The organism is Streptomyces sp. NPDC057445 (assembly GCF_042802855.1).
Classification (GTDB): domain Bacteria; phylum Actinomycetota; class Actinomycetes; order Streptomycetales; family Streptomycetaceae; genus Streptomyces.
The window spans coordinates 24,829-43,392 of the sequence record NZ_JBHVDH010000030.1 but is presented as its reverse complement, the minus strand read 5'-3'; the positions used below and the strand labels follow the sequence as shown (position 1 = coordinate 43,392).

16 protein-coding genes are annotated in these 18,564 nt (G+C 71.5%); 5 read left to right on the top strand and 11 right to left on the bottom strand.

Annotated elements, in window-relative coordinates; translation table 11 throughout:
- Window positions 1–8: 8 nt before the first annotated feature.
- The 6 genes from ACFU5O_RS34625 to mshD form a co-directional block, all read right to left on the bottom strand.
- Window positions 9–2,231 carry an RNA degradosome polyphosphate kinase gene (locus ACFU5O_RS34625; RefSeq protein WP_384246487.1) on the bottom strand — a complete coding sequence of 741 codons (2,223 nt, stop codon included), beginning with the start codon at window positions 2,229–2,231 and terminating at the stop codon, window positions 9–11.
- A 494-nt stretch (window positions 2,232–2,725) separates the two neighbouring features.
- The gene (locus tag ACFU5O_RS34620) at window positions 2,726–3,667 is read right to left on the bottom strand and encodes a hypothetical protein (RefSeq protein ID WP_384246486.1); all 942 of its coding nucleotides are present in this window, start codon (window positions 3,665–3,667) and stop codon (window positions 2,726–2,728) included.
- A 130-nt stretch (window positions 3,668–3,797) separates the two neighbouring features.
- Complete coding sequence (locus tag ACFU5O_RS34615; protein WP_384246484.1) at window positions 3,798–4,706, bottom strand: ABC transporter permease; 909 nt, start codon at window positions 4,704–4,706, stop codon at window positions 3,798–3,800.
- Window positions 4,703–5,596 (bottom strand): ABC transporter ATP-binding protein, encoded by an 894-nt coding sequence (locus ACFU5O_RS34610; RefSeq protein ID WP_384246483.1) that lies wholly within the window; start codon window positions 5,594–5,596, stop codon window positions 4,703–4,705. The genes ACFU5O_RS34615 and ACFU5O_RS34610 overlap by 4 nt, the downstream gene beginning before the upstream one ends.
- Window positions 5,593–5,973: a GntR family transcriptional regulator gene (locus ACFU5O_RS34605; RefSeq protein WP_384246517.1), complete on the bottom strand. Its 381-nt coding sequence runs from the start codon at window positions 5,971–5,973 to the stop codon at window positions 5,593–5,595. Before ACFU5O_RS34605 ends, ACFU5O_RS34610 begins: the two co-directional genes overlap by 4 nt.
- Window positions 5,974–6,103: 130 nt before the next feature.
- Window positions 6,104–7,027: a mycothiol synthase gene (mshD, locus tag ACFU5O_RS34600; RefSeq protein WP_384246482.1), complete on the bottom strand. Its 924-nt coding sequence runs from the start codon at window positions 7,025–7,027 to the stop codon at window positions 6,104–6,106.
- Between the two features lie 180 nt (window positions 7,028–7,207).
- Between mshD and ACFU5O_RS34595 the strand changes: the two genes are divergently transcribed.
- Together ACFU5O_RS34595 and ACFU5O_RS34590 are read left to right on the top strand one after the other, a co-directional pair.
- Window positions 7,208–9,034, top strand: a complete 1,827-nt coding sequence (locus ACFU5O_RS34595; protein ID WP_384246481.1) for a bifunctional metallophosphatase/5'-nucleotidase — start codon at window positions 7,208–7,210, stop codon at window positions 9,032–9,034.
- 171 nt (window positions 9,035–9,205) lie between these two features.
- Entirely contained in the window at window positions 9,206–10,078 is an 873-nt protein-coding gene (locus ACFU5O_RS34590; protein ID WP_384246479.1) for a phosphatidylinositol-specific phospholipase C, read from the top strand.
- Here the strand turns inward: ACFU5O_RS34590 and ACFU5O_RS34585 are convergent.
- The 5 genes from ACFU5O_RS34585 to ACFU5O_RS34565 all read right to left on the bottom strand — a co-directional run bounded on the left by ACFU5O_RS34585 (window position 10,043) and on the right by ACFU5O_RS34565 (window position 15,789).
- Complete coding sequence (locus tag ACFU5O_RS34585; RefSeq protein ID WP_384246477.1) at window positions 10,043–11,494, bottom strand: ATP-binding protein; 1,452 nt, start codon at window positions 11,492–11,494, stop codon at window positions 10,043–10,045. The two genes, ACFU5O_RS34590 and ACFU5O_RS34585, sit on opposite strands and share 36 nt — an antisense overlap.
- Window positions 11,491–12,222, bottom strand: a complete 732-nt coding sequence (locus ACFU5O_RS34580) for a response regulator transcription factor (protein ID WP_384246476.1) — start codon at window positions 12,220–12,222, stop codon at window positions 11,491–11,493. Before ACFU5O_RS34580 ends, ACFU5O_RS34585 begins: the two co-directional genes overlap by 4 nt.
- A gap of 20 nt (window positions 12,223–12,242) precedes the next feature.
- Window positions 12,243–13,259: a S1C family serine protease gene (locus tag ACFU5O_RS34575; protein ID WP_384246474.1), complete on the bottom strand. Its 1,017-nt coding sequence runs from the start codon at window positions 13,257–13,259 to the stop codon at window positions 12,243–12,245.
- Window positions 13,260–13,963: 704 nt separating this feature from the next.
- Entirely contained in the window at window positions 13,964–14,986 is a 1,023-nt protein-coding gene (locus ACFU5O_RS34570; RefSeq protein ID WP_384246471.1) for a LacI family DNA-binding transcriptional regulator, read from the bottom strand.
- Window positions 14,987–15,009: 23 nt separating this feature from the next.
- Window positions 15,010–15,789 (bottom strand): response regulator transcription factor, encoded by a 780-nt coding sequence (locus tag ACFU5O_RS34565; protein ID WP_384246469.1) that lies wholly within the window; start codon window positions 15,787–15,789, stop codon window positions 15,010–15,012.
- Window positions 15,790–16,088: 299 nt separating this feature from the next.
- Here ACFU5O_RS34565 and ACFU5O_RS34560 point away from each other — a divergent pair, with 299 nt between their 5' ends.
- From ACFU5O_RS34560 to ACFU5O_RS34550, 3 genes are read left to right on the top strand one after another with little or no spacing between them, the layout of a single operon-like run.
- Window positions 16,089–16,961 carry an alpha/beta hydrolase gene (locus ACFU5O_RS34560; RefSeq protein WP_384246468.1) on the top strand — a complete coding sequence of 291 codons (873 nt, stop codon included), beginning with the start codon at window positions 16,089–16,091 and terminating at the stop codon, window positions 16,959–16,961.
- Window positions 16,962–17,003: 42 nt separating this feature from the next.
- Window positions 17,004–17,258 (top strand): MoaD/ThiS family protein, encoded by a 255-nt coding sequence (locus ACFU5O_RS34555; RefSeq protein WP_384246466.1) that lies wholly within the window; start codon window positions 17,004–17,006, stop codon window positions 17,256–17,258.
- Window positions 17,259–17,268: 10 nt separating this feature from the next.
- Window positions 17,269–18,393 carry a hypothetical protein gene (locus ACFU5O_RS34550; protein WP_384246464.1) on the top strand — a complete coding sequence of 375 codons (1,125 nt, stop codon included), beginning with the start codon at window positions 17,269–17,271 and terminating at the stop codon, window positions 18,391–18,393.
- Window positions 18,394–18,564: the final 171 nt, after the last annotated feature.

Here is an 18,564-nt window from a genome sequence, read left to right as displayed (position 1 = left end):
GGGGAAGGTCAGGGCTGTGCACGCCGGCGCCTCCGCGCGTCTATGAGCATTTCCTGTACGTTCCGCAGCGGCTGGCCGTCCTGGTCCGTCGCATGCCGCGTCCACTCCCCGTCCGGGCCGAGGTGCCAGGACGACGTGGAGTCGGACATGCCGGTTTCCAGCAGTCGGATCAGTGCCGCGCGGTGTGCCGGGTCGGTGACCCGGACGAGAGCCTCGATACGGCGGTCGAGGTTGCGGTGCATCATGTCGGCGCTGCCGATCCACACTTCGGGCTCGCCGCCGTTGCCGAAGGCGAAGACCCGGGAGTGCTCCAGGAAGCGGCCGAGGATCGAGCGGACCCGTATGTTCTCGGAGAGGCCGGGCACCCCGGGGCGGACCGCGCAGATGCCGCGCACCCAGATGTCCACCGGGACACCGGCCTGCGACGCCCGGTAGCAGGCGTCGATGACCGCTTCGTCGACCATCGAGTTGACCTTGATACGGACGAACGCGGGACGCCCGGCGCGGTGGTGGGCGATCTCCTTGTTGATGCGGGACACCAGCCCGTCGCGCAGCGACTTCGGCGCGACCAGCAGCCGGCGGTACGTCTCGCGGCGCGAGTACCCGGACAGCCGGTTGAACAGGTCGGAGAGGTCCGCGCCGACCTGCGGGTCCGCGGTGAGCAGGCCGAGGTCCTCGTACAGCCGCGCGGTCTTCGGGTGGTAGTTGCCGGTGCCGACGTGCGAGTAGCGGCGCAGGGTCTCGCCCTCCTGGCGGACCACGAGCGACAGCTTGCAGTGGGTCTTCAGGCCGACGAGGCCGTACACGACGTGGCAGCCGGCCTCCTCCAGCTTCCGCGCCCACTTGATGTTGGCCTGCTCGTCGAACCGGGCCTTGAGCTCCACCAGGACGAGGACCTGCTTGCCGGCCTCCGCGGCGTCTATCAGCGCGTCGACGATCGGCGAGTCACCGGACGTCCGGTACAGGGTCTGCTTGATCGCGAGGACGTCCGGGTCCCCGGCGGCCTGTTCCAGGAACGCCTGGACGGACGTGGAGAACGAGTCGTACGGGTGGTGCAGCAGCACGTCCCGCTCGCGCAGCGCGGCGAAGATGTCGGGCGCGGACGCCGACTCGACCTCGGCGAGATCGCGGTGGGTGCCGGCGATGAACTTCGGGTACTTCAGCTCGGGCCGGTCCTGGGCGGCGATACCGAAGAGGCCCGTCAGGTCGAGCGGTCCAGGCAGCGGATAGACCTCGGCCTCTGAGATCTTCAGCTCCCTGACCAGCAGGTCCAGCACGTACGGGTCGATGGACTCCTCGACCTCGAGCCGCACCGGCGGGCCGAAGCGGCGCCGCATGAGCTCCTTCTCCAGCGCCTGGAGCAGGTTCTCGGTGTCGTCCTCCTCGACCTCCAGGTCCTCGTTCCTGGTCACCCGGAACATGTGGTGGGCGAGCACCTCCATGCCGGGGAACAGCTCCTCCAGATGCGCCGCGATGACGTCCTCCAGCGGGACGTAGCGGTGCGGCGAGGCCTCCAGGAAGCGGGACAGCAGCGGCGGCACCTTGACCCTGGCGAAGTGGCGGTGGCCGCTGACGGGGTTGCGTACGACGACGGCGAGGTTGAGCGACAGGCCCGAGATGTACGGGAAGGGATGCGCCGGGTCCACGGCCAGCGGGGTGAGGACCGGGAAGATCTGCTGGCGGAACAGGGTGAAGAGGCGGGCCTGCTCCTTCTCGGTGAGCTCGGGCCAGCGGATGAGGTGGATGCCCTCGTCGGCCAGGGCCGGTGCGACGTCCTGCTGGTAGCAGGCCGCGTGGCGGGCCATGAGCTCCCGCGAGCGGTTCCAGATCAGCTCCAGGACCTCGCGCGGCTGCAGACCGGAGGCCGAACGGGTCGCGACACCCGTCGCGATACGGCGCTTCAGTCCGGCCACCCGGACCATGAAGAACTCGTCCAGGTTCGAGGCGAAGATGGCCAGGAAGTTCGCCCGCTCCAGGAGCGGCGTGGCCGGGTCCTCGGCGAGCTCCAGCACCCGCTCGTTGAAGGCGAGCCAGCTGCGCTCACGGTCCAGGAACCGTCCCTGGGGCAGTTCCTCGCCCTCCGACTCGTCCTCGTACACGTCGAGGTCGGCATCGATGTCCGGCTCCAGGTCGGAGACGGCGGCGGAGACGGTGTGCGGGCGGTGCGCGGCTATGGAGCCGACGGAAGGCTGGACGTGCTGTACCGGGACCTCGGCGGGCTGCTTGCTCATAGCCCCATTCTTCCGCGCGAAGGGGTCTCCGGGCGCGTCGGAGCGGGCCGTGGTGGAGGGAAGGCGCCCATTTCTCGGGGCTGGCACGGCAGGCGGCTGCATTCACCGAGCGTCGCAAGGGCCCCTGAATGGCCGGTAACGAGAACATGACGCCTGGGCAAGCAGGACGCCGCAGGGCGGGGCGCATCGGGGGCCCGCGTCGCCGTGAACTCGCGTACGCAGCCACCGACATCCTGCTGTGGGACGGCCTGGCCGGGGCGGCCCGCGGCACGAGGTGGTGGTCGGACCGTGGAGCCCGGCGCCGCCGGGCGGGTGAGCCGGGGCCGGAGTCTACGTGCGGCGTGAGCGCTCCGCGACGGCGGCGGGGTTCGGCAGGTCCGGGCCGTACGGCCCGGACGCGGGCGGTCCGGACGCGGGCGTGGAGCCCCGGCGCCGGGGAGGAACCGGCGCGGGCGTGGAGACCCCCGTCCACCACGCCCGCGCGGGCGGCGCCGTCAGGCGTGCAGTCGGCGCAGGACCCGGAACGCCGCGAACGTCGCCAGCGCGGCGAGTGCCAGCACGATGCCGGTCTCGACGAGCTGGATCGGCCAGAAGTGCGACGAAGGGTGGAAGACGGCGTACCACTCGCGGATCCCGGTCTCGGGGTGACAGCCGGGAGGCATCGCGACATGGGGGTCCCAGCACTGTTCGACCCGTTGCCCGGCGGCGGTCACCAGCCCGTTCTCCATCTGCCAGGCGCTGTCGGCGACCTCGCCCCGTGAATCCCTCCACACCACGTCCGCCGTCGGCCACAGCCGGTCCCGCCAGAGGTCGAAGAGCAACCACACGAGCCCGGTGGCGGCGAGGGCGAGGCCCCCGGCGGGCAGGGCGCGCCGCAGCAGCAGGCCGGCGAGGGCGCCTGTCGCGAGAGCGAGCAGACCGTACGCGAGGACGGACGGGCCCAGTGCCACAAAGACATCCGTGTAGTACCACTCGTCGCCCAGGGCCTGCGCTCCGGCGTTGCGGGCCCAGCGGTAGAGCAGGGAAAGCAGGCCGATTCCCGCGGTGAGCACGACGGCGGGCACGGCCAGCTTGGCGGCGAGCCAGCGGGCCGGGGTGACGGACTGGGTCCAGACGAGGCCGGCCGTGCCGCGCTCCAGCTCCGCGCCGAAGAGCACCGCGCCCGCGTAGAAGGCCACCGGGAAGGGCAGCCACGCGATCACGGAGGCGACGGAGCTCATGCTGCCCGGGTAGTCGAACAGCGACGGCAGAGGGAGCCGGCAGGGCGGCAGCCCGGAGCCCGGAGAGCCGCACGGGCCTGCCACGGCCCCCGGTCCGGCGGCGCGCAGCGCGACCAGGCCGGCGACGGACAGCGCGAGGAACGCCCCGAAGAGCAGCAGAGCCCTGCGGTGGGGCAGGAACACGAAGCGGGGCCCGGTCAGGGAGGAGAAGTTCATACGGCCTCCACGGTCGGTCGGGTACGTGAGGTGGACGGGCGAAGAGGGGGCGCGGAGAGACGCGGTGCGGAGCCACGGTGTGTGCGCTCCTGCGGCCGGCGCGGGGACTTGGTCCCGGACGTCGGTCTCCTCAGGCGTGCAGTCGGCGCAGGACCCGGAAGGCCGTGAACGTCGCCAGCGCGGCGAGTGCCAGCCCGATGCCGGTCTCGACGAGCTGGATCGGCCAGAAGTCGGAGGGCGGGTGGACATCGGCGAAGAAGGTCTTGGCGCCCGCCATGCAGGTGTCGCCGTTACCAGGTGTGCAGTCCTCCCAGAAGAGGCGCCTGCCGGAGGCGTCGAGCATCCCGGACCGGAACCACCAGTCGCCGGGCCCGTTGGCGTGGTCGTCGCCGGTGATGCTCACCCAGGGCCACAGATACGGGCGCAGGGCGGCGAGGGCGGCCAGCACACCACCGGCGAGTGCGGCCGACACGGCCATGGCGACGAGGGTCCGCCGTACCAGCAGTCCGCTGAGCACACCGATGGCGAGCCCGAGCAGGCCGTTCGCGAACGAGGTGATCCCGACGGCGGCGTACACCTGGTTGTCCCACAGCTGCATGACCATGCTGCTGTGGACGGACTTCCAGCCCCACCGCCAGGCGGCGTTGAGCAGGAGCGTGCCCATGGTCAGGGCCACGGCGGCCGGGACCAGCTTCGACGCGAGCCAGCGGGCCGGGGACACGGACTGGGTCCAGGCGGGCTTGTACGTTCCCGACTCCAGCTCCCTGGCCGTGAGCGGTCCGGCCGCGACGGCGGCGATGAGCAGCGGCAGCAGCATGATGACCGTGCTGGTGCGGTCGAGGATCCTCAACAGCCAGTCGTACGCGGACGAGTGCGCCAGGACGATCGCGTCGTCCGGGCAGGGTGTCGGGGTGCACCCGAGCATCCGCGGGCTGTACGCGAGCCGCGCGGCGACCAGAGCGCCGACGCCCAGGGCGAGGAGCACGAGCGCGGTCCGCAGCAGGGTGTGGTGCTGGCGCGGGGGCAACAGGAGGTTCACGCCGTGACCGCCTCGGTGGGGCGGGCCTGAGCGCTGGGCGTCAGCAGGGGTGGCGTGTCGGGTGCGCGCAGATGGGACAGCAGGAGCTCCTCGAGGCTGGGTGTGGCGCTCGCCCAGATGTCGTCGACGGGGCCTTCGCGGCGTACGAGGGCGGTGAGTTGACGTCCCGTCGCACGGGATTCGACCACGGTGTGCGGCGTCGGTTCGCGTACGGGCCCGGTGAGCACGGCGTGGGCGGCCAGCAGGTCCTCGATCTCGCCGCCGAGCCGGATCCGGCCGTTGTCGACGAGGAGGAGATAGTCGCAGGCGTCCTCCAGCTCGGTCAGGATGTGCGACGACATCACGACGGTCGTCCCCCGCTCGGCGGCGTCGGCCATCAGGGCGCCCATCAGCTCGTGGCGGGCGAGCGGGTCGAGGTCGGCCATGGGCTCGTCGAGGAGCATGAGTTCGGGGCGTTTGCCCAGGGCCAGGGCGAGGGCGAGCCGGGTCCGGCCGCCGCCGGACAGCGAACGGACGCGCGTGCCGGGATCGAGGTTCTCCGTGAGGCGCCCGGCGATGCCGGGGTCCCAGCAGCGGGAGTTGAGCTCGGCGCCGAGCCGCAGGGTGTCGGCGACGGTGAGTTGGGGGTAGAGCGGCTTGTCCTGGGCGACGTACGCGACGCGCTCGCGGGCGCCGCCGGGCTCGCTGCCGAGGATCCGTATCGTGCCGGACGACGGCCGCAGCAGTCCGGCGGCGAGGGCCAGGAGCGTGGACTTGCCGGCGCCGTTGGGGCCGACGACGCCGCAGATCCGGCCGGCGGGCAACCGGAAGGAGCAGTCGTCGACTGCCGGGAGGTGGCGCCTGCCGTACCGCTTGTCCAGGCCGACCGCCTCGATGGCGGTGTCGTTCATATGTCTTCCCCCTCTGATGCCTGCTCCGTCGTCCGGCCGTACGTGCGGTCCAGCGCGGATGCGAAAAGCGCGGCCATGTCGTCCCGTTCGAGACCGGACCGCCGTGCGCGGGCGGCCCAGTCCGCCAGTTCGGCGCGCAGGGGCGCGTCGGCCGCCGTGGTCCGGCCGAGCGTGCGGCGCACAAAGGTGCCGAGCCCCCGCCGCGCTTCGACGAGCCCTTCGCGCTCCAGCTCGCGGTAGGCCTTGAGCACCGTGTTCGGATTGATCGCCGTCGCCTCCACGACCTCGCGGGCGGTGGGCAGCCGGTCGCCGGGCTCCAGCAGTCCGAGCCGCAGGGCCTGCTTCGTCTGCTGGACGATCTGCATATAGGTGGCCATGCCACTGCGCCGGTCGATCCGGTACTCGATCACATACACCACCCTTTCACTAATCAAGTAGTGAAAGGGTGGTGCAAAGAAGGGGGCGGTGTCAACCGCCCCCTTCCGTTCAGCCGCGTGTGCGTCGTGCTCAGGTCTCCGTGCGGTACATCAGATCCACTTCGTGCGTCATGAAGCCCAGACGCTCGTACACCCGCAGCGCGGCCGGGTTGTCCGCGTCGACGTAGAGCATGGCCGTCGGCATGCCCTGGGCGGCCAGGTGGCGCAGGCCGATCGCGGTGAGGGCCTTGCCGAGGCCGGTGCCCTGGGCGTCAGGGCTGATGCCGAGGACGTACACCTCGCCGAGCTGGTCCTCGGCGTGGACCTTCGTCCAGTGGAAGCCGATGATCTCGCCCTCGCGTTCGGCGAGGAAGAAGCCCTTGGGGTCGAACCAGGGCTCCTCCTTGCGGTCGTCGAGGTCGCGCTGGGTCAACGCGCCCTGCTCGGGGTGGTGGGCGAAGGCCGCCGCGTTGACCGCGAGCCAGGCCGTGTCGTCCTGGCCGGGGACGAACGAGCGGATCGTCACACCCTCGGGAAGGGCCGGCTCGGGAATCTCCGGCGGGTTCAACGAGCGCCGCAGCTGGCGCAGTTCGCGGAAGAGGCTGAGGCCGAGGACCTGTGCCAGGTGGCGGGCCGCGGACTTGCCGCCGTGGGCCCACACGCGAAGGCGCTTGCCGGACGTGGCGAGCAGGGTGCTGCCGAGGGCGCGGCCGTGGCCGCGGCCGCGATGGGCGGGATGGACGACCAGCTCGGCCGCGGGGGCCTCCACCGGGTCGGTGTCCTCCAGTTGTGCGTAGCCGCGGAGATCGCCGCCGACGGTGAGCAGGAAGTGCCGCACGCCTTCGCGCCGCCCGTGGCGCAGCTGGAGCCGCCCCTGCTCGGAGACGGCCTGCATGCCGTCGGCGCGGGCTGCGGCAGAGAGCAGGCTCAGGACGTCATCGGCCTGCTCAGGGGTGAGTTCGTCGAGCGTCTGGATCTGCCGGCCGGGCTCGAGGGCGGGGGCTGCGTCAGTCATACATCGAGGGTACGGCGCCTGGCGTCAGCCGATCGGAAACCAGGTCGTAACCCGTTACCCCCTGTCGTGCTACGCGCGTTGACAATAGGCTGCCCGGCTGAGCGCCCTTGCGCGCCGCAGAGCACCACCCAGCACTACCCAGCACGACCGATCATCACGCTGAAACTGACAAGGGGACAGATGTCAGCGACATCGCACCAGAAGCGCCGCCGCATACTCGCCGCCGTTGCCGGACTGACCACCGTCGGCGCGCTGGTCGCCGCGATGCCGGCCGGGGCCCAGGAGCGCGCCAACGGCCACGGCCACGGGCACGGGCACGGCTACGGCCGGACCGTGGACGTCCAGCTGCTGTCCTTCAACGACCTGCACGGCAACCTGCAGCCGCCCGCCGGCTCGGCCGGCCGCGTCACGCACACCAACCCGGACGGCACCACCAAGACCATCGACGCCGGTGGCGCCGAGTACCTCGCGACGCATCTGCGTCAGGCCCGCGAGGGTCACAGGTACTCGATCACGGCCGCGGCCGGCGACATGATCGGCGCGTCGCCGCTGCTCTCCGGTCTCTTCCACGACGAGCCGACGATCGAGGCACTGAACAAGCTCGACCTCGACGTCACCTCCGTCGGCAACCACGAGTTCGACGAGGGCGCCCTGGAACTCGCCCGTATGCAGAACGGCGGCTGCCACCCGACCGAGGGCTGCTACGAGAAGACGGCGAAGGGCAAGTCCAAGAAGTTCCGGGGCGCCGACTTCCCCTACCTCGCCGCGAATGTGACGAAGGAGAAGTCCGGCCGCCCGATCCTCGACCCGTACTTCATCTGGGAGAGGAACGGGGTCAAGATCGGCTTCATCGGCGTCACCCTGGAGGGCACGCCGAACATCGTCTCCGCCGAGGGCATCAAGGGCCTGAAGTTCGGCGACGAGGTCGAGACGATCAACAAGTACACCAAGGTGCTGGAGCGCAAGGGCGTCAAGTCGATCGTCGCCCTGCTGCACGAGGGCGGGCTGCCGGCCTCGTCCTCGTACAACTACAACTGCGACAGCCCCGGCCCCGGCGACGGCGTCTCGGGCCCGATCGTCGACATCGCCAAGAACGTCAGTCCGCAGGTCGACGCCCTGATCACGGGCCACACGCACCAGGCGTACGCCTGCTCGATCCCGGACCCGTCCGGGAAGCCGCGCACGGTCACGTCGGCCGCCTCCTTCGGGAAGCTCTACACCGACACGACGCTCACGTACGACCGTCGCACCCGGGACATCGTCCGTACGTCCGTCGCCTCCGCCAACCACGTCGTCACGCGTGACGTGGCGAAGGCCGAGGACATGACGCGGCTCATCGACCGCTGGAACGCGCTCGCCGCGCCGATCGCGAACCGGCCCGTCGGCTTCATCTCCGCCGACATCGAGAACCCCTTCGAGCCGTTCGAGAAGCCGCTCGGGAACGTGATCGCGGACGCGCAGCTCGAGGGCATGGCCCCGGCCGACAAGGGCGGCGCGCAGATCGCCCTCATGAACCCGGGCGGCATCCGCGCGGGCCTGGTCCACAAGGCGTCCGGCAGTGAGGGCGACGGCGTCGTGACGTACGGCGAGGCCTTCACCGTGCAGCCCTTCACCAACATGATGACGGCGGTCGACCTGACCGGCGCTCAGCTGATCACCACGCTCCAGCAGCAGGTCAGCGGTGCCAACCAGGCCGCCCCGAAGATCCTGCAGGTGTCCAAGGGCTTCACCTACACCCTCGACACGACCAAGACCGGCGCCGACCGCATCGTCGTCGACTCGGTGAAGCTGAACGGTGAGGCGATCGACCTGGGGAAGACCTACCGGGTCGCGATGAACGAGTTCCTGGCGGGTGGCGGCGACGGCTTCCCGGTCCTCAAGGAGCACAAGAACAAGCTGGTGGGCGCGTCCGACCTGGACGCCCTGACCGCGTACTTCGCCGCGCACTCGAGCGCGGCCGCCCCGCTCGCGCCGCCGGCCACCGGCCGGATCACGGTCGTCAAGTAACGGGCAGTGCGCCGAGGGGCGGTGGGCCGTGGTGGCCCGCCGCCCCTCAGGTGTTTCCCACGTGCTTCCGCTGTTTCCGCGCAACTCATTTTGTGTCATGGGCATGTCTGCAATCATCCGTCTGCCGACCGCGACCCCCCACTTCGCGGAGGCCGAAGAAGGAGACAGCACATGTCCTTGAGCAGACGTGGTTTTCTCACCGGCGCGGCGCTCGTTTCCGCCACCGCCCTCATCGGAGCGTCACCGGCCGCTGCCTCCACGCGGCGCGTCCTGGGCACCCAGGACTGGATGAGCGGCATCGACGGCAGCAGGGCGCTGGCGTCCCTCACCATCCCCGGCACCCATGACTCCGGTGCCCGCTTCGGCGGCCTCTGGGCCGAATGCCAGAACACCACCATCGCCCAGCAGCTCGACTCCGGAATCCGCTTCCTCGACGTACGCTGCCGGGTCACCGGCGGCTCGTTCGCCATCCACCACGGCGCCGCCTACCAGAACATGATGTTCGGCGACGTGCTCATCGCCTGCCGCGACTTCCTCGGCGCCCACCCCTCGGAGACCGTCCTGATGCGGGTCAAGCAGGAGTACTCGGGGGACAGTGACGCCACCTTCCGCGGCATCTTCGACAACTACCTCGACGCGAGGGGCTGGCGCCCGCTGTTCCACATCGGCGAAGCCCTTCCCACCCTCGGCCAGGCCCGTGGCAAGGTCGTGCTCGTCGCCGACAACGGCGGACTGCCCGGCGTGAAATGGTGGGACGGCAACGTCTTCGACATCCAGGACGACTGGAACGCGGCTCCGGGCGCCAAGTACCCGAAGATCGAGGGCCACTTCGGCAAGGCCGTCCAGCAGCCGGGCAGGCTCTTCATCAACTTCGTCAGCACATCGGCGTATCTGCCGCCCCGCTGGAACTCCGACAACCTCAATCCGCGCGTCCACGGCTTCCTCGACGGTACGGCGAGCTCCTGGAAGGGCCTCGGGATCGTGCCGATGGACTTCCCCAACACCCGCTCAGGGCTTGTCGACTCGCTCATCCGCCACAACTGAGGAAGAGGAGGAGCCGGGCGAGCCGGGCGGCGGGGTCGGCGCGCCCGGCAGCCTGATCTCGGCGACCGTCCCGCCGCCCTCAGCCGGACGCAGCGCCACCTCGCCGCCCGCCTGCTGCACCGTACGGGCCACGATCGACAGACCGAGACCCGAACCGGGCAGCGCGCGGGCGGACGGGGAGCGCCAGAACCGTTCGAAGACATGCGGGAGTTCATCGGGCGGAACGCCTGGACCGTGATCGCGTACGGTCAGCACCCCGCGATCCAGGAGCACCTCGACCGTCCCCTGCGGCGGGGAGAACTTCACCGCGTTGTCCAGCACATTGACGAGTGCGCGCTCAAGGGCCGCCGGCTCGGCCCGTACGTACCAGGGCCGCAGCCCGGCGGACACGGTCAGCTCCGGGCCGCGCAGCCGGGCCCGCTCCAGAGCCGTCCGTGCGATGTCGTGCAGTGCCACGACCTGGAGCGGTCCGGGCTGTGCGCTGTCCGGGCGGGCCAGCTCCTGAAGGTCACCGATCAGCGCCGCCAGCTCGGTCATCTGCGCCTTCACGGACTCCAGCAGCGCGGCCCGGTCCCCGGGCGGGAGCGCCCGGCCGGTCTCCTCGCTGCGGGCCAGCAGCTCGATGTTCGTGCGCAGCGAGGTCAGCGGTGTCCGCAGCTCATGGCCCGCGTCGGCGATGAGCTGTGCCTGGCGGTCGCGGGAGGACGCCAGCGCGGCGGTCATCTGGTTGAAGGAGCGGGACAGCCGGGCGATCTCGTCCTCGCCCTCGACGGGGATCCGTACGGTCAGATCCTCGGTACGGGCCACATGCTCGACGGCGTCGGTGAGCCGGTCCACCGGCTTCAGCCCGGTGCGGGCGACCCAGAGCCCGGCGGCCCCGGCGGCGACGACGCCGACGCCTGCCAGCCCGGTCAGCAGCAGGGCGAGCCGGTTCAGAGCGGCGTCGATCTCGTGCAGCGGCCGGGCGACCGACACCGTGACCTCGGGGCCGAGGCCCGGCACGGGCAACCGCTCGGTGTGCACCCGCACCTCGTCGCCGTCGTCGGTCGTGCTGCTGTGCAGGGAGTCGCGTACGGCACCCCGCGCGACCTGGATGTCCTCGCCGAGCACCTTGACCGGTTCGGAGCCCGGCGCCACACAGCGGCCTCCGTCGGCGCCGACGACCTGGACATAGGCGAAGGACGGGGCGTGCCCCGTGTCCCGGCTGCCGGGACTGCGGCACGCCTGTGCCGCGGCGAGCGCCGTGCCGATCGGTGCGCTGGTGTTGCGCAGCGAGGTGTCGAGTTCCTGGCGCAACTGGGTGCGGGCGAGCAGCCAGCACGTCACGGCGACCGCGGCGACCGCCATCGCGACCGCTGCGGCCGTGAGCAGCGCGAGCCGGGATCTGAGGGGCAGCGACTGGAATCGTCCGGTCACTCCGGCGACCCCTCCCGAAGGACATAGCCGACCCCGCGCACGGTGTGCACCAGGCGCGGCTCACCTCCGGCCTCCGTCTTGCGGCGCAGGTACATCACATAGACGTCCAGTGAGTTGGAGCTCGGCTCGAAGTCGAAGCCCCAGACGGACTTGAGGATCTGCTCCCGGGTCAGCACCTGGCGCGAATGCGCCAGGAACAGCTCCAGCAGGGTGAACTCGGTGCGGGTCAGCTCGACGCGGCGCGTGCCACGGGTCACCTCGCGTGTCGCCAGGTCCATCCGCAGATCGGCGAACGACAGCAGATCGCGGGGCTCCGCCCGGCCTGCGGCGGCGGCCCCGGCGTACGAGCTGCGGCGCAGCAGCGCCCGGATCCGGGCGAAGAGCTCGTCCAGCTCGAACGGCTTCACCAGGTAGTCGTCGGCCCCGGCGTCGAGACCGGTGACCCGGTCGCCGACGGTGTCGCGGGCGGTGAGCATCAGGATCGGCAGCGTGGAGCCGGAGGAGCGGATGCGGCGGGCCGCCGTCAGCCCGTCCATCCGCGGCATCTGGATGTCGAGCACGACGAGGTCGGGCGCGTACGACTCCACCTTGGCGAGGGCGTCGACGCCGTCGACCGCGACCTCGGTGGCGTACCCCTCGAACGCGAGGCTGCGCCGGAGTGCCTCACGTACGGCGGGTTCGTCGTCGACGATGAGGATGCGCTCGCCTTCGCCGGGTGTGGTCGTCATGGGCCCAGCCTCGCACGCGCTCAGTCGGAGGAGCCGGAGCGCAGGCTGTCGAGGTCGGCCTTGACGGTGTTGACGGGGATGGCGAAGCCGAGGCCGACGCTGCCCGCACCCGCACCGTCCGAGGAAGTCGGCGAGTACATGGCCGAGTTGATGCCGATGATCTCGCCGTTCATGTTGATCAGGGCGCCGCCGGAGTTCCCCGGATTGAGGGAGGCGTCGGTCTGGATGGCTTTGTACGTGGTCCTGGAGTCGCCGGTGTCCCCGTTGAACTTCTCACCGCCGAACTCGAAGGGCCAGCTCCCCCGCTGGTCCTGCTGTCCCTGGTCCTTGGCCACGGTCACGTCCCGGTCGAGCGCGGAGACGATGCCGCTGGTCACGGTGCCGGTGAGGCCCTCGGGCGAACCGATCGCGACGACCTCGTCACCGACCCCGAGCGCGTCGGAGTCGCCGAGGGTCGCGGGCTTCAGATCTCCCGCGCCGCGGACCTTGACGAGGGCGAGGTCCTTGTCGGGGTCGGTGCCGACGACGTCCGCGGTGTACGACTTGCCGTCGCTGAGGGTGACCTTGACCTTGACCTTGTCGGCGCCGGCGACGACGTGGTTGTTGGTGATGATCTCGCCGCCCTCGGTGATGATCACACCCGAGCCGGTGGACGAGCCGGCGGTGGTGGACGCTCCGATCTCCACGATGCTCGGCGACACGGCCTGGGCGACACCGGCGACGGTGCCCATGCTGCTCCGGGACACCGTGGTCCCGTTGACCCCGGTCGCGACGCCGGTGCCCGAGCCGTCCCCGGCGAACCGCTCCACGAGCGTGGCCGCCCCGCCGCCGACGGCCGCGGCCACGATCGCCACGGCGGCGAGCACCGCGACGGACCGCCTCGCGCGGGGTGCGGGTGCGGGTGCGGCGTGCGAGGCGGGCGCGGGCGGATGCGGGGGCGGCGGCGGGTACCCGCCGTTCCCGAAGCCCGCGTACGGGTACTGCTGCGCGTCGGTCTGCGTGCGGTAGTCGCCACGGCTGCGGTAGTGGTCCGTCATGGTGACGACTCTCGGGGCGGCAGATGAGAGGACCCTGAGGACGGGGTGAGAAGCCCGACAGAAGCGTGTATGCCCGATGTAAAGAGGTGTCGCTACGGGGTCGCTGCGCGGGCGGTGCGGGTGTGGTTGTCGTGGTTGGCCGGGACCAGGTGCGCGGCCGGGGTGTCCGTCCTCAATCGCCGGACGGGCTGTGGGTGGTGGGGCGGGGCCCCTCCGGGCTCGACTCCTCGGGGACGGCGGCGTACCGCCCACCTCAGGGGCAACCAGCAGTCCCGCCGTCCCCTGCGGGGCCGACCCTGCACGGCCCCGCCCCGGCAGCGTTGCCGACTGCCGCCCGGTGGATGGTTCACCCGACACACGGCGATCGGCCCCCACCCCTGGCCCCGAGGGGGGCCGTGGAGGGGTCGTGTCCGGGACACTAAAGCGTGATTTGTGGCGCGGCGCGGGCGCTGTCCTTTGAGGTACCGGTCGGCGCGCCGTAAATCATGCCGTCCCGGATGCGAGCCCCGGAACGGCCCCCCAACGCCAACGACCCGGTCCGGGCCGACCCCGTATACCTGAGCCTGTCCGGCGCTTGAGGACGGACACACCGGCCGCGCACCTGGTCCCGGCCAACGCCGACAACCGCACCGGCACGGCGCAGCGACGCGTACAGGCCAACCCCGACAACCACACCGGCACCGTGCAGCGGACCCGCACCGGGGTCACGCACACCCGCAGGAGCGGCGGACGATCAGCGCCGAAGGGAACTGCTTCACCCGCTCCCGGCGGGAGCCGATCACCCGCAGCCCGTCGTCCAGGACCAGATCCACCGCCGCGCGCGCCATCGCAGGGCGGTCGGAGGCGATCGTCGTCAGCGGAGGATCGGTCAGTGCCGCCTCCTTGACGTCGTCGAAGCCGGCCACCGCCAGCTCGCCCGGTACGTCGATCCGCAGCTCGCGCGCCGCCCGCAGCACGCCGATCGCCTGGTCGTCCGTCGCGCAGAAGATCGCCGGCGGCCTGTCGGGACCGGAGAGCAGCTTCAGGGCGACGAGGTAGGCGTCGTAACGGTTGTAGGGGGCCTGGAAGAGCCGGCCCTCGGTCGGCCGTCCGGCTTCCAGCATCGCCCGCCGCCAGCCCTCGACGTGGTCGGCCACCGGGTCGCCCACCGCCGGGGTGTTCTCGACGCCGCCGAGACACGCGACGTACTCGTGCCCGTGCTCCAGCAGATGCCTCGCCGCGAGCTGCGCGCCGCCGATGTCGTCGGTCACGACCGCGACGTCGTCGATTGCTTCCGGACGTTCGTGCAGCAGCACGACCCGGGCGTCCCAGGCCTCGATCTCCGCCGCCGCCCGCTCGCTCGGACCCTGGCTGACCAGGATCAGTCCGGCGACGCGCATACCGAGGAAGGCCCGCAGATAGTGGACCTCGCGCTCGTCCCGGTAGTCCGAGTTGCCGACGAGGACCATCTTCCCGCGGTCGGCCGCGGCGCGTTCCACCGCGTGTGCCATCTCCGCGAAGAACGGCTGCCGTGCATCGGGGACGATCATGCCTATGAGGTCCGTACGCCGCGAGGCCATCGCCTGCGCGACCCGGTCGGGCCGATAGCCCAGCTCCTTGATCGCGGCGAGTACCCGCTCGCGCGTGGCCGGGGCGACCGGCCGGGGTCCGTTGTTGATGACGTAGCTGACGACGGCGGTGGAAGTACCCGCCAGTCGTGCCACATCGTCCCGCGTCACCTTGGCCACGCGCGAAGTCTACGCGTGGTGACCTACCTCTGGGCAGGGCGTACGGCCGCTTCCTGCTCCTCTGCCGGAGCCTGCGCACGGGCGGCCGAAGCCGCCGCCTTCGCCTTGGCCTCCTCCGCCGCGCGCTCGACCTTCTCCGGCGCAACGAAGCGGTAGCCCACGTTCCGGACGGTTCCGATCAGCGACTCGTGCTCGGGGCCGAGTTTCGCGCGCAGCCGCCGTACGTGGACGTCGACCGTGCGCGTACCGCCGAAGTAGTCGTAGCCCCACACCTCCTGCAGGAGCTGGGCCCGGGTGAAGACCCGGCCCGGGTGCTGCGCCAGATACTTGAGCAGTTCGAACTCCTTGAAGGTCAGGTCCAGGACCCGGCCCTTCAGCTTCGCGCTGTACGTCGCCTCGTCCACCGACAGATCGCCGTTGCGGATCTCCATCGGGGAGTCGTCCGAGGTGATCTGCTGACGGCCCATGGCCAGCCGGAGCCGGGCCTCCACTTCTGCGGGGCCCGCGGTGTCCAGCAGCACGTCGTCGATGCCCCAGTCCGCGGTGACGGCCGCGAGGCCGCCCTCCGTGACCACGAGGAGCAGCGGACAGCCGGGCCCGGTGGAGCGCAGCAGCTGGCAGAGGCTCCGCACCTGCGGCAGGTCGCGCCGGCCGTCCACCAGGATCACATCGGCGCCGGGCGTGTCGACGAGGGCCGGGCCCTCGGCGGGTGCGACCCGAACGTTGTGGAGCAGCAGGCCGAGGGCGGGGAGCACCTCCGTCGACGGCTGGAGGGCGTTCGTGAGGAGGAGCAGCGAGCTCATCGCGCCTCACCTGCCCCGGGGTCCGTCCCTGCCTGCCTCGTCGTCCTTCGGTCGTGCACGGTTCGCTCGCCCATAACGTCGGTTCCTCCTCGTCCCTGCGAGAGGGGGGTACCTCCCACGCCCGGAGGGCGGTGGGGGCGTTTGCGGCACTGCTTCTTGCGGCACTGCTTCCTGCCGGTCACGGCCCCCGCACTCCGGGGTCGCGATCGTTTCGTTCACCTGCCTGTAACAACGGGCCGGAAACACAAAAGGACCCGGGGGCTGCGTCGCCCGGATCCTCTGTCAGCAGAATAGCCCACATGAGCTCTGCGGCAGAGGGTCGATTTCACAATGTGGATGTTTCCTCGATCACGAACCGACCTCGGCGCGCAACCCTGAGGACTTCCGACGGTGTACCCATCGAGGCGCTCCACGAGCCCTGCACGGCAGGTCTCACCGATACCGCGATTGTCGTCGCACATGGCTTCACCGGCGCGGTGGACCGGCCCGCGGTGCGGCGAGCGGCCCGTGTGCTCACCCGGTACGCGGCCGTCGTCACCTTCTCGTTCCGCGGCCACGGCGGGTCCGGCGGGCGCTCCACGGTCGGCGACCGGGAGGTGCTGGATCTGGCAGCGGCGGTGGCATGGGCGCGGTCGCTGGGCCACCGCAGGGTGGTGACGATCGGCTTCTCCATGGGTGGTTCTGTGGTGCTTCGGCATGCGGCGCTGTACGGCAAGGCGTCGGGAGAACGGCCGGGTGCCGCCCCGGGCGGACCGCCGGGGCGACAGGAGGCCCGCACGGACGCGTGTGACGCCCGCACGGACGCCGTCGTCGCGGTCAGCGCGCCGGCTCGCTGGTACTACCGGGGTACGGCCCCGATGCGCCGGCTGCACTGGGTGGTCACGCGGCCCCTCGGGCGGCTGGTCGGGCGGTACGGCCTGCGGACGCGCATCCACCACGAGGACTGGGACCCGGTGCCTCTCTCCCCGGTCGAGTCCGTGCCCCTCATCGCCCCCTGCCCGCTGCTGATCGTGCACGGTGACCGCGATCCGTACTTCCCGCTCGACCACCCCCGCATGCTGGCGGCGGCGGGTCCGTGCGAGCTCTGGCTGGAGCCGGGCATGGGACACGCGGAGAACGCCGCGGACGACGAGCTGCTGGGGCGCCTCGCGGAATGGCTCGTCCGCGCATAGCCCATCATGGAGAGCCGACCAGCCGACGAGAGGAGTGCCGCCATGGCAGCGGGGACCATCCGCTACTGGGCAGCGGCCAAGGCAGCCGCGGGTGTGGCCGAGGAGCCCTACGCCGCAGAGAACCTGGCCGAGGCGCTGGACGCCGCCCGCGAGAGGCACCCGGGCGAGCTTGTCCGCGTCCTCGGGCGCTGCTCCTTCCTCGTCGACGGTGACCCCGTCGGTACGCGCGAACATGAGAGCGTACGGCTTGCCGAGGGCGGCACGGTCGAGGTGCTCCCGCCGTTCGCAGGAGGGTGAACCGCACAGCATGAGCAGCGATCAGCAGTACCCGTACGACCCGTACGGGCAGGGCCACCGGCCGGACCCCGAGGTCACCCAGACATGGGAGGGCCAGACCTGGGACACCCAGCACCAGCCGCAGGTCCGGGGGACCGGGCCCGCCCAGCACCACCAGCACGCCCAGCACGCGCAGTACCCGCGGCCGGCCGCCGAGACGACGTATCTGCCGTCCCACGGCGGTTCCCAGGGGCCGGGGTCGTACCCGCTGCCGCCCGAGGCTCCCGCCGCGGCGCCCTTGCCTGTCGCCGCACGGGACGGGGCCGCCGCATACGGGCCCGCCGACGCCGGCGGGGAGCCCGCCTACAGCGCGCCCACCACCCTGGGCAACGCCCGGATCACGGACGCACAGCGGGCCCGCGCCGAAGGGCGCTCGCCGGTCATTCCGCCCGGCATCCAGCCCGCCGGTCTGACCGCCGTGACCGGTCTGCTGCTCGCCGCGGCCGGCGCCTCCCAGTCGTCCTACGTACTGCTCCTCCCGCTGATCCTGCTTCAGGCGGTCACCGCCGCCGGCTGGTTCCGGCTGAACGGCATGTGGCCCGCCCGCCAGGGCATCGCGCTCGCGTTCGCCGGCGGCGTCGCCGCGGATGCCGCGCTGCTCACCGCGGGCCGGGAGCACGCGCCCGCCGCGATCATCGGCACCCTCGGTGTCTGGGTACTGCTCACGCTCGTGCTGCAGCTGCGCAGTCACGCCGGCGCCGACGAGCGGATGTACGGCCTCATGGCCACGGTCGCCTCGGCCGCCCTGACCATCGCCGCCACCGGGTATCTCGCGGCCGAGCCGGACGCCGTGGCCGTCGGGGGTCTGGCGGTCGCCGCGGCCACCCTCGCCCGTGCGCTTCCCCTGCCGGGGGCCGCGTCGGTCGCCGTGGCGCTGCTCGCGGCAGCGGGCGCCGGTCTCGCGGCCGGCGAGGTCACGGGAACCGGTACGACCGCCGCGCTGCTGGGCGCGGGAGCCGGGATCTGCGCGCTCGTCGGACTGCGGGTCGCGAGCTACGACTATCCGTCGCGCTTCGTCCATATGACCGCCGGCGTCGCGCTGCCGCTCACCGCCGCGGCGCCCGTCGTGTATCTGCTGGGCCGCGCCCTGGCCTGACCGGTCGTGAACCGAAGTGATCACGCGAACGTGGTGACGGCTGTGGGCGTCCGTGGGGCGTGCGCCGGCCTGAGCCGTGCCGAGCGGTCGTGAGCCGCGCCGAGCTTCACGAGGCATCCTGGGTCACCGAGGTCACGACGGGCAGGCTGCCCCGGGAACCTTTCCAGGGCG

Bases quoted from the DNA above. Each gene is read 5' to 3' on its own strand.
- ACFU5O_RS34625 (WP_384246487.1), bottom strand. From the start codon at position 2,231: ATGAGCAAGCAGCCCGCCGAGGTCCCGGTACAGCACGTCCAGCCTTCC.
- ACFU5O_RS34620 (WP_384246486.1), bottom strand. From the start codon at position 3,667: ATGAACTTCTCCTCCCTGACCGGGCCCCGCTTCGTGTTCCTGCCCCAC.
- ACFU5O_RS34610 (WP_384246483.1), bottom strand. From the start codon at position 5,596: ATGAACGACACCGCCATCGAGGCGGTCGGCCTGGACAAGCGGTACGGC.
- ACFU5O_RS34605 (WP_384246517.1), bottom strand. From the start codon at position 5,973: ATGGCCACCTATATGCAGATCGTCCAGCAGACGAAGCAGGCCCTGCGG.
- mshD (WP_384246482.1), bottom strand. From the start codon at position 7,027: ATGACTGACGCAGCCCCCGCCCTCGAGCCCGGCCGGCAGATCCAGACG.
- ACFU5O_RS34595 (WP_384246481.1), top strand. From the start codon at position 7,208: ATGTCAGCGACATCGCACCAGAAGCGCCGCCGCATACTCGCCGCCGTT.
- ACFU5O_RS34590 (WP_384246479.1), top strand. From the start codon at position 9,206: ATGTCCTTGAGCAGACGTGGTTTTCTCACCGGCGCGGCGCTCGTTTCC.
- ACFU5O_RS34580 (WP_384246476.1), bottom strand. From the start codon at position 12,222: ATGACGACCACACCCGGCGAAGGCGAGCGCATCCTCATCGTCGACGAC.
- ACFU5O_RS34575 (WP_384246474.1), bottom strand. From the start codon at position 13,259: ATGACGGACCACTACCGCAGCCGTGGCGACTACCGCACGCAGACCGAC.
- ACFU5O_RS34565 (WP_384246469.1), bottom strand. From the start codon at position 15,789: ATGAGCTCGCTGCTCCTCCTCACGAACGCCCTCCAGCCGTCGACGGAG.
- ACFU5O_RS34560 (WP_384246468.1), top strand. From the start codon at position 16,089: ATGAGCTCTGCGGCAGAGGGTCGATTTCACAATGTGGATGTTTCCTCG.
- ACFU5O_RS34555 (WP_384246466.1), top strand. From the start codon at position 17,004: ATGGCAGCGGGGACCATCCGCTACTGGGCAGCGGCCAAGGCAGCCGCG.
- ACFU5O_RS34550 (WP_384246464.1), top strand. From the start codon at position 17,269: ATGAGCAGCGATCAGCAGTACCCGTACGACCCGTACGGGCAGGGCCAC.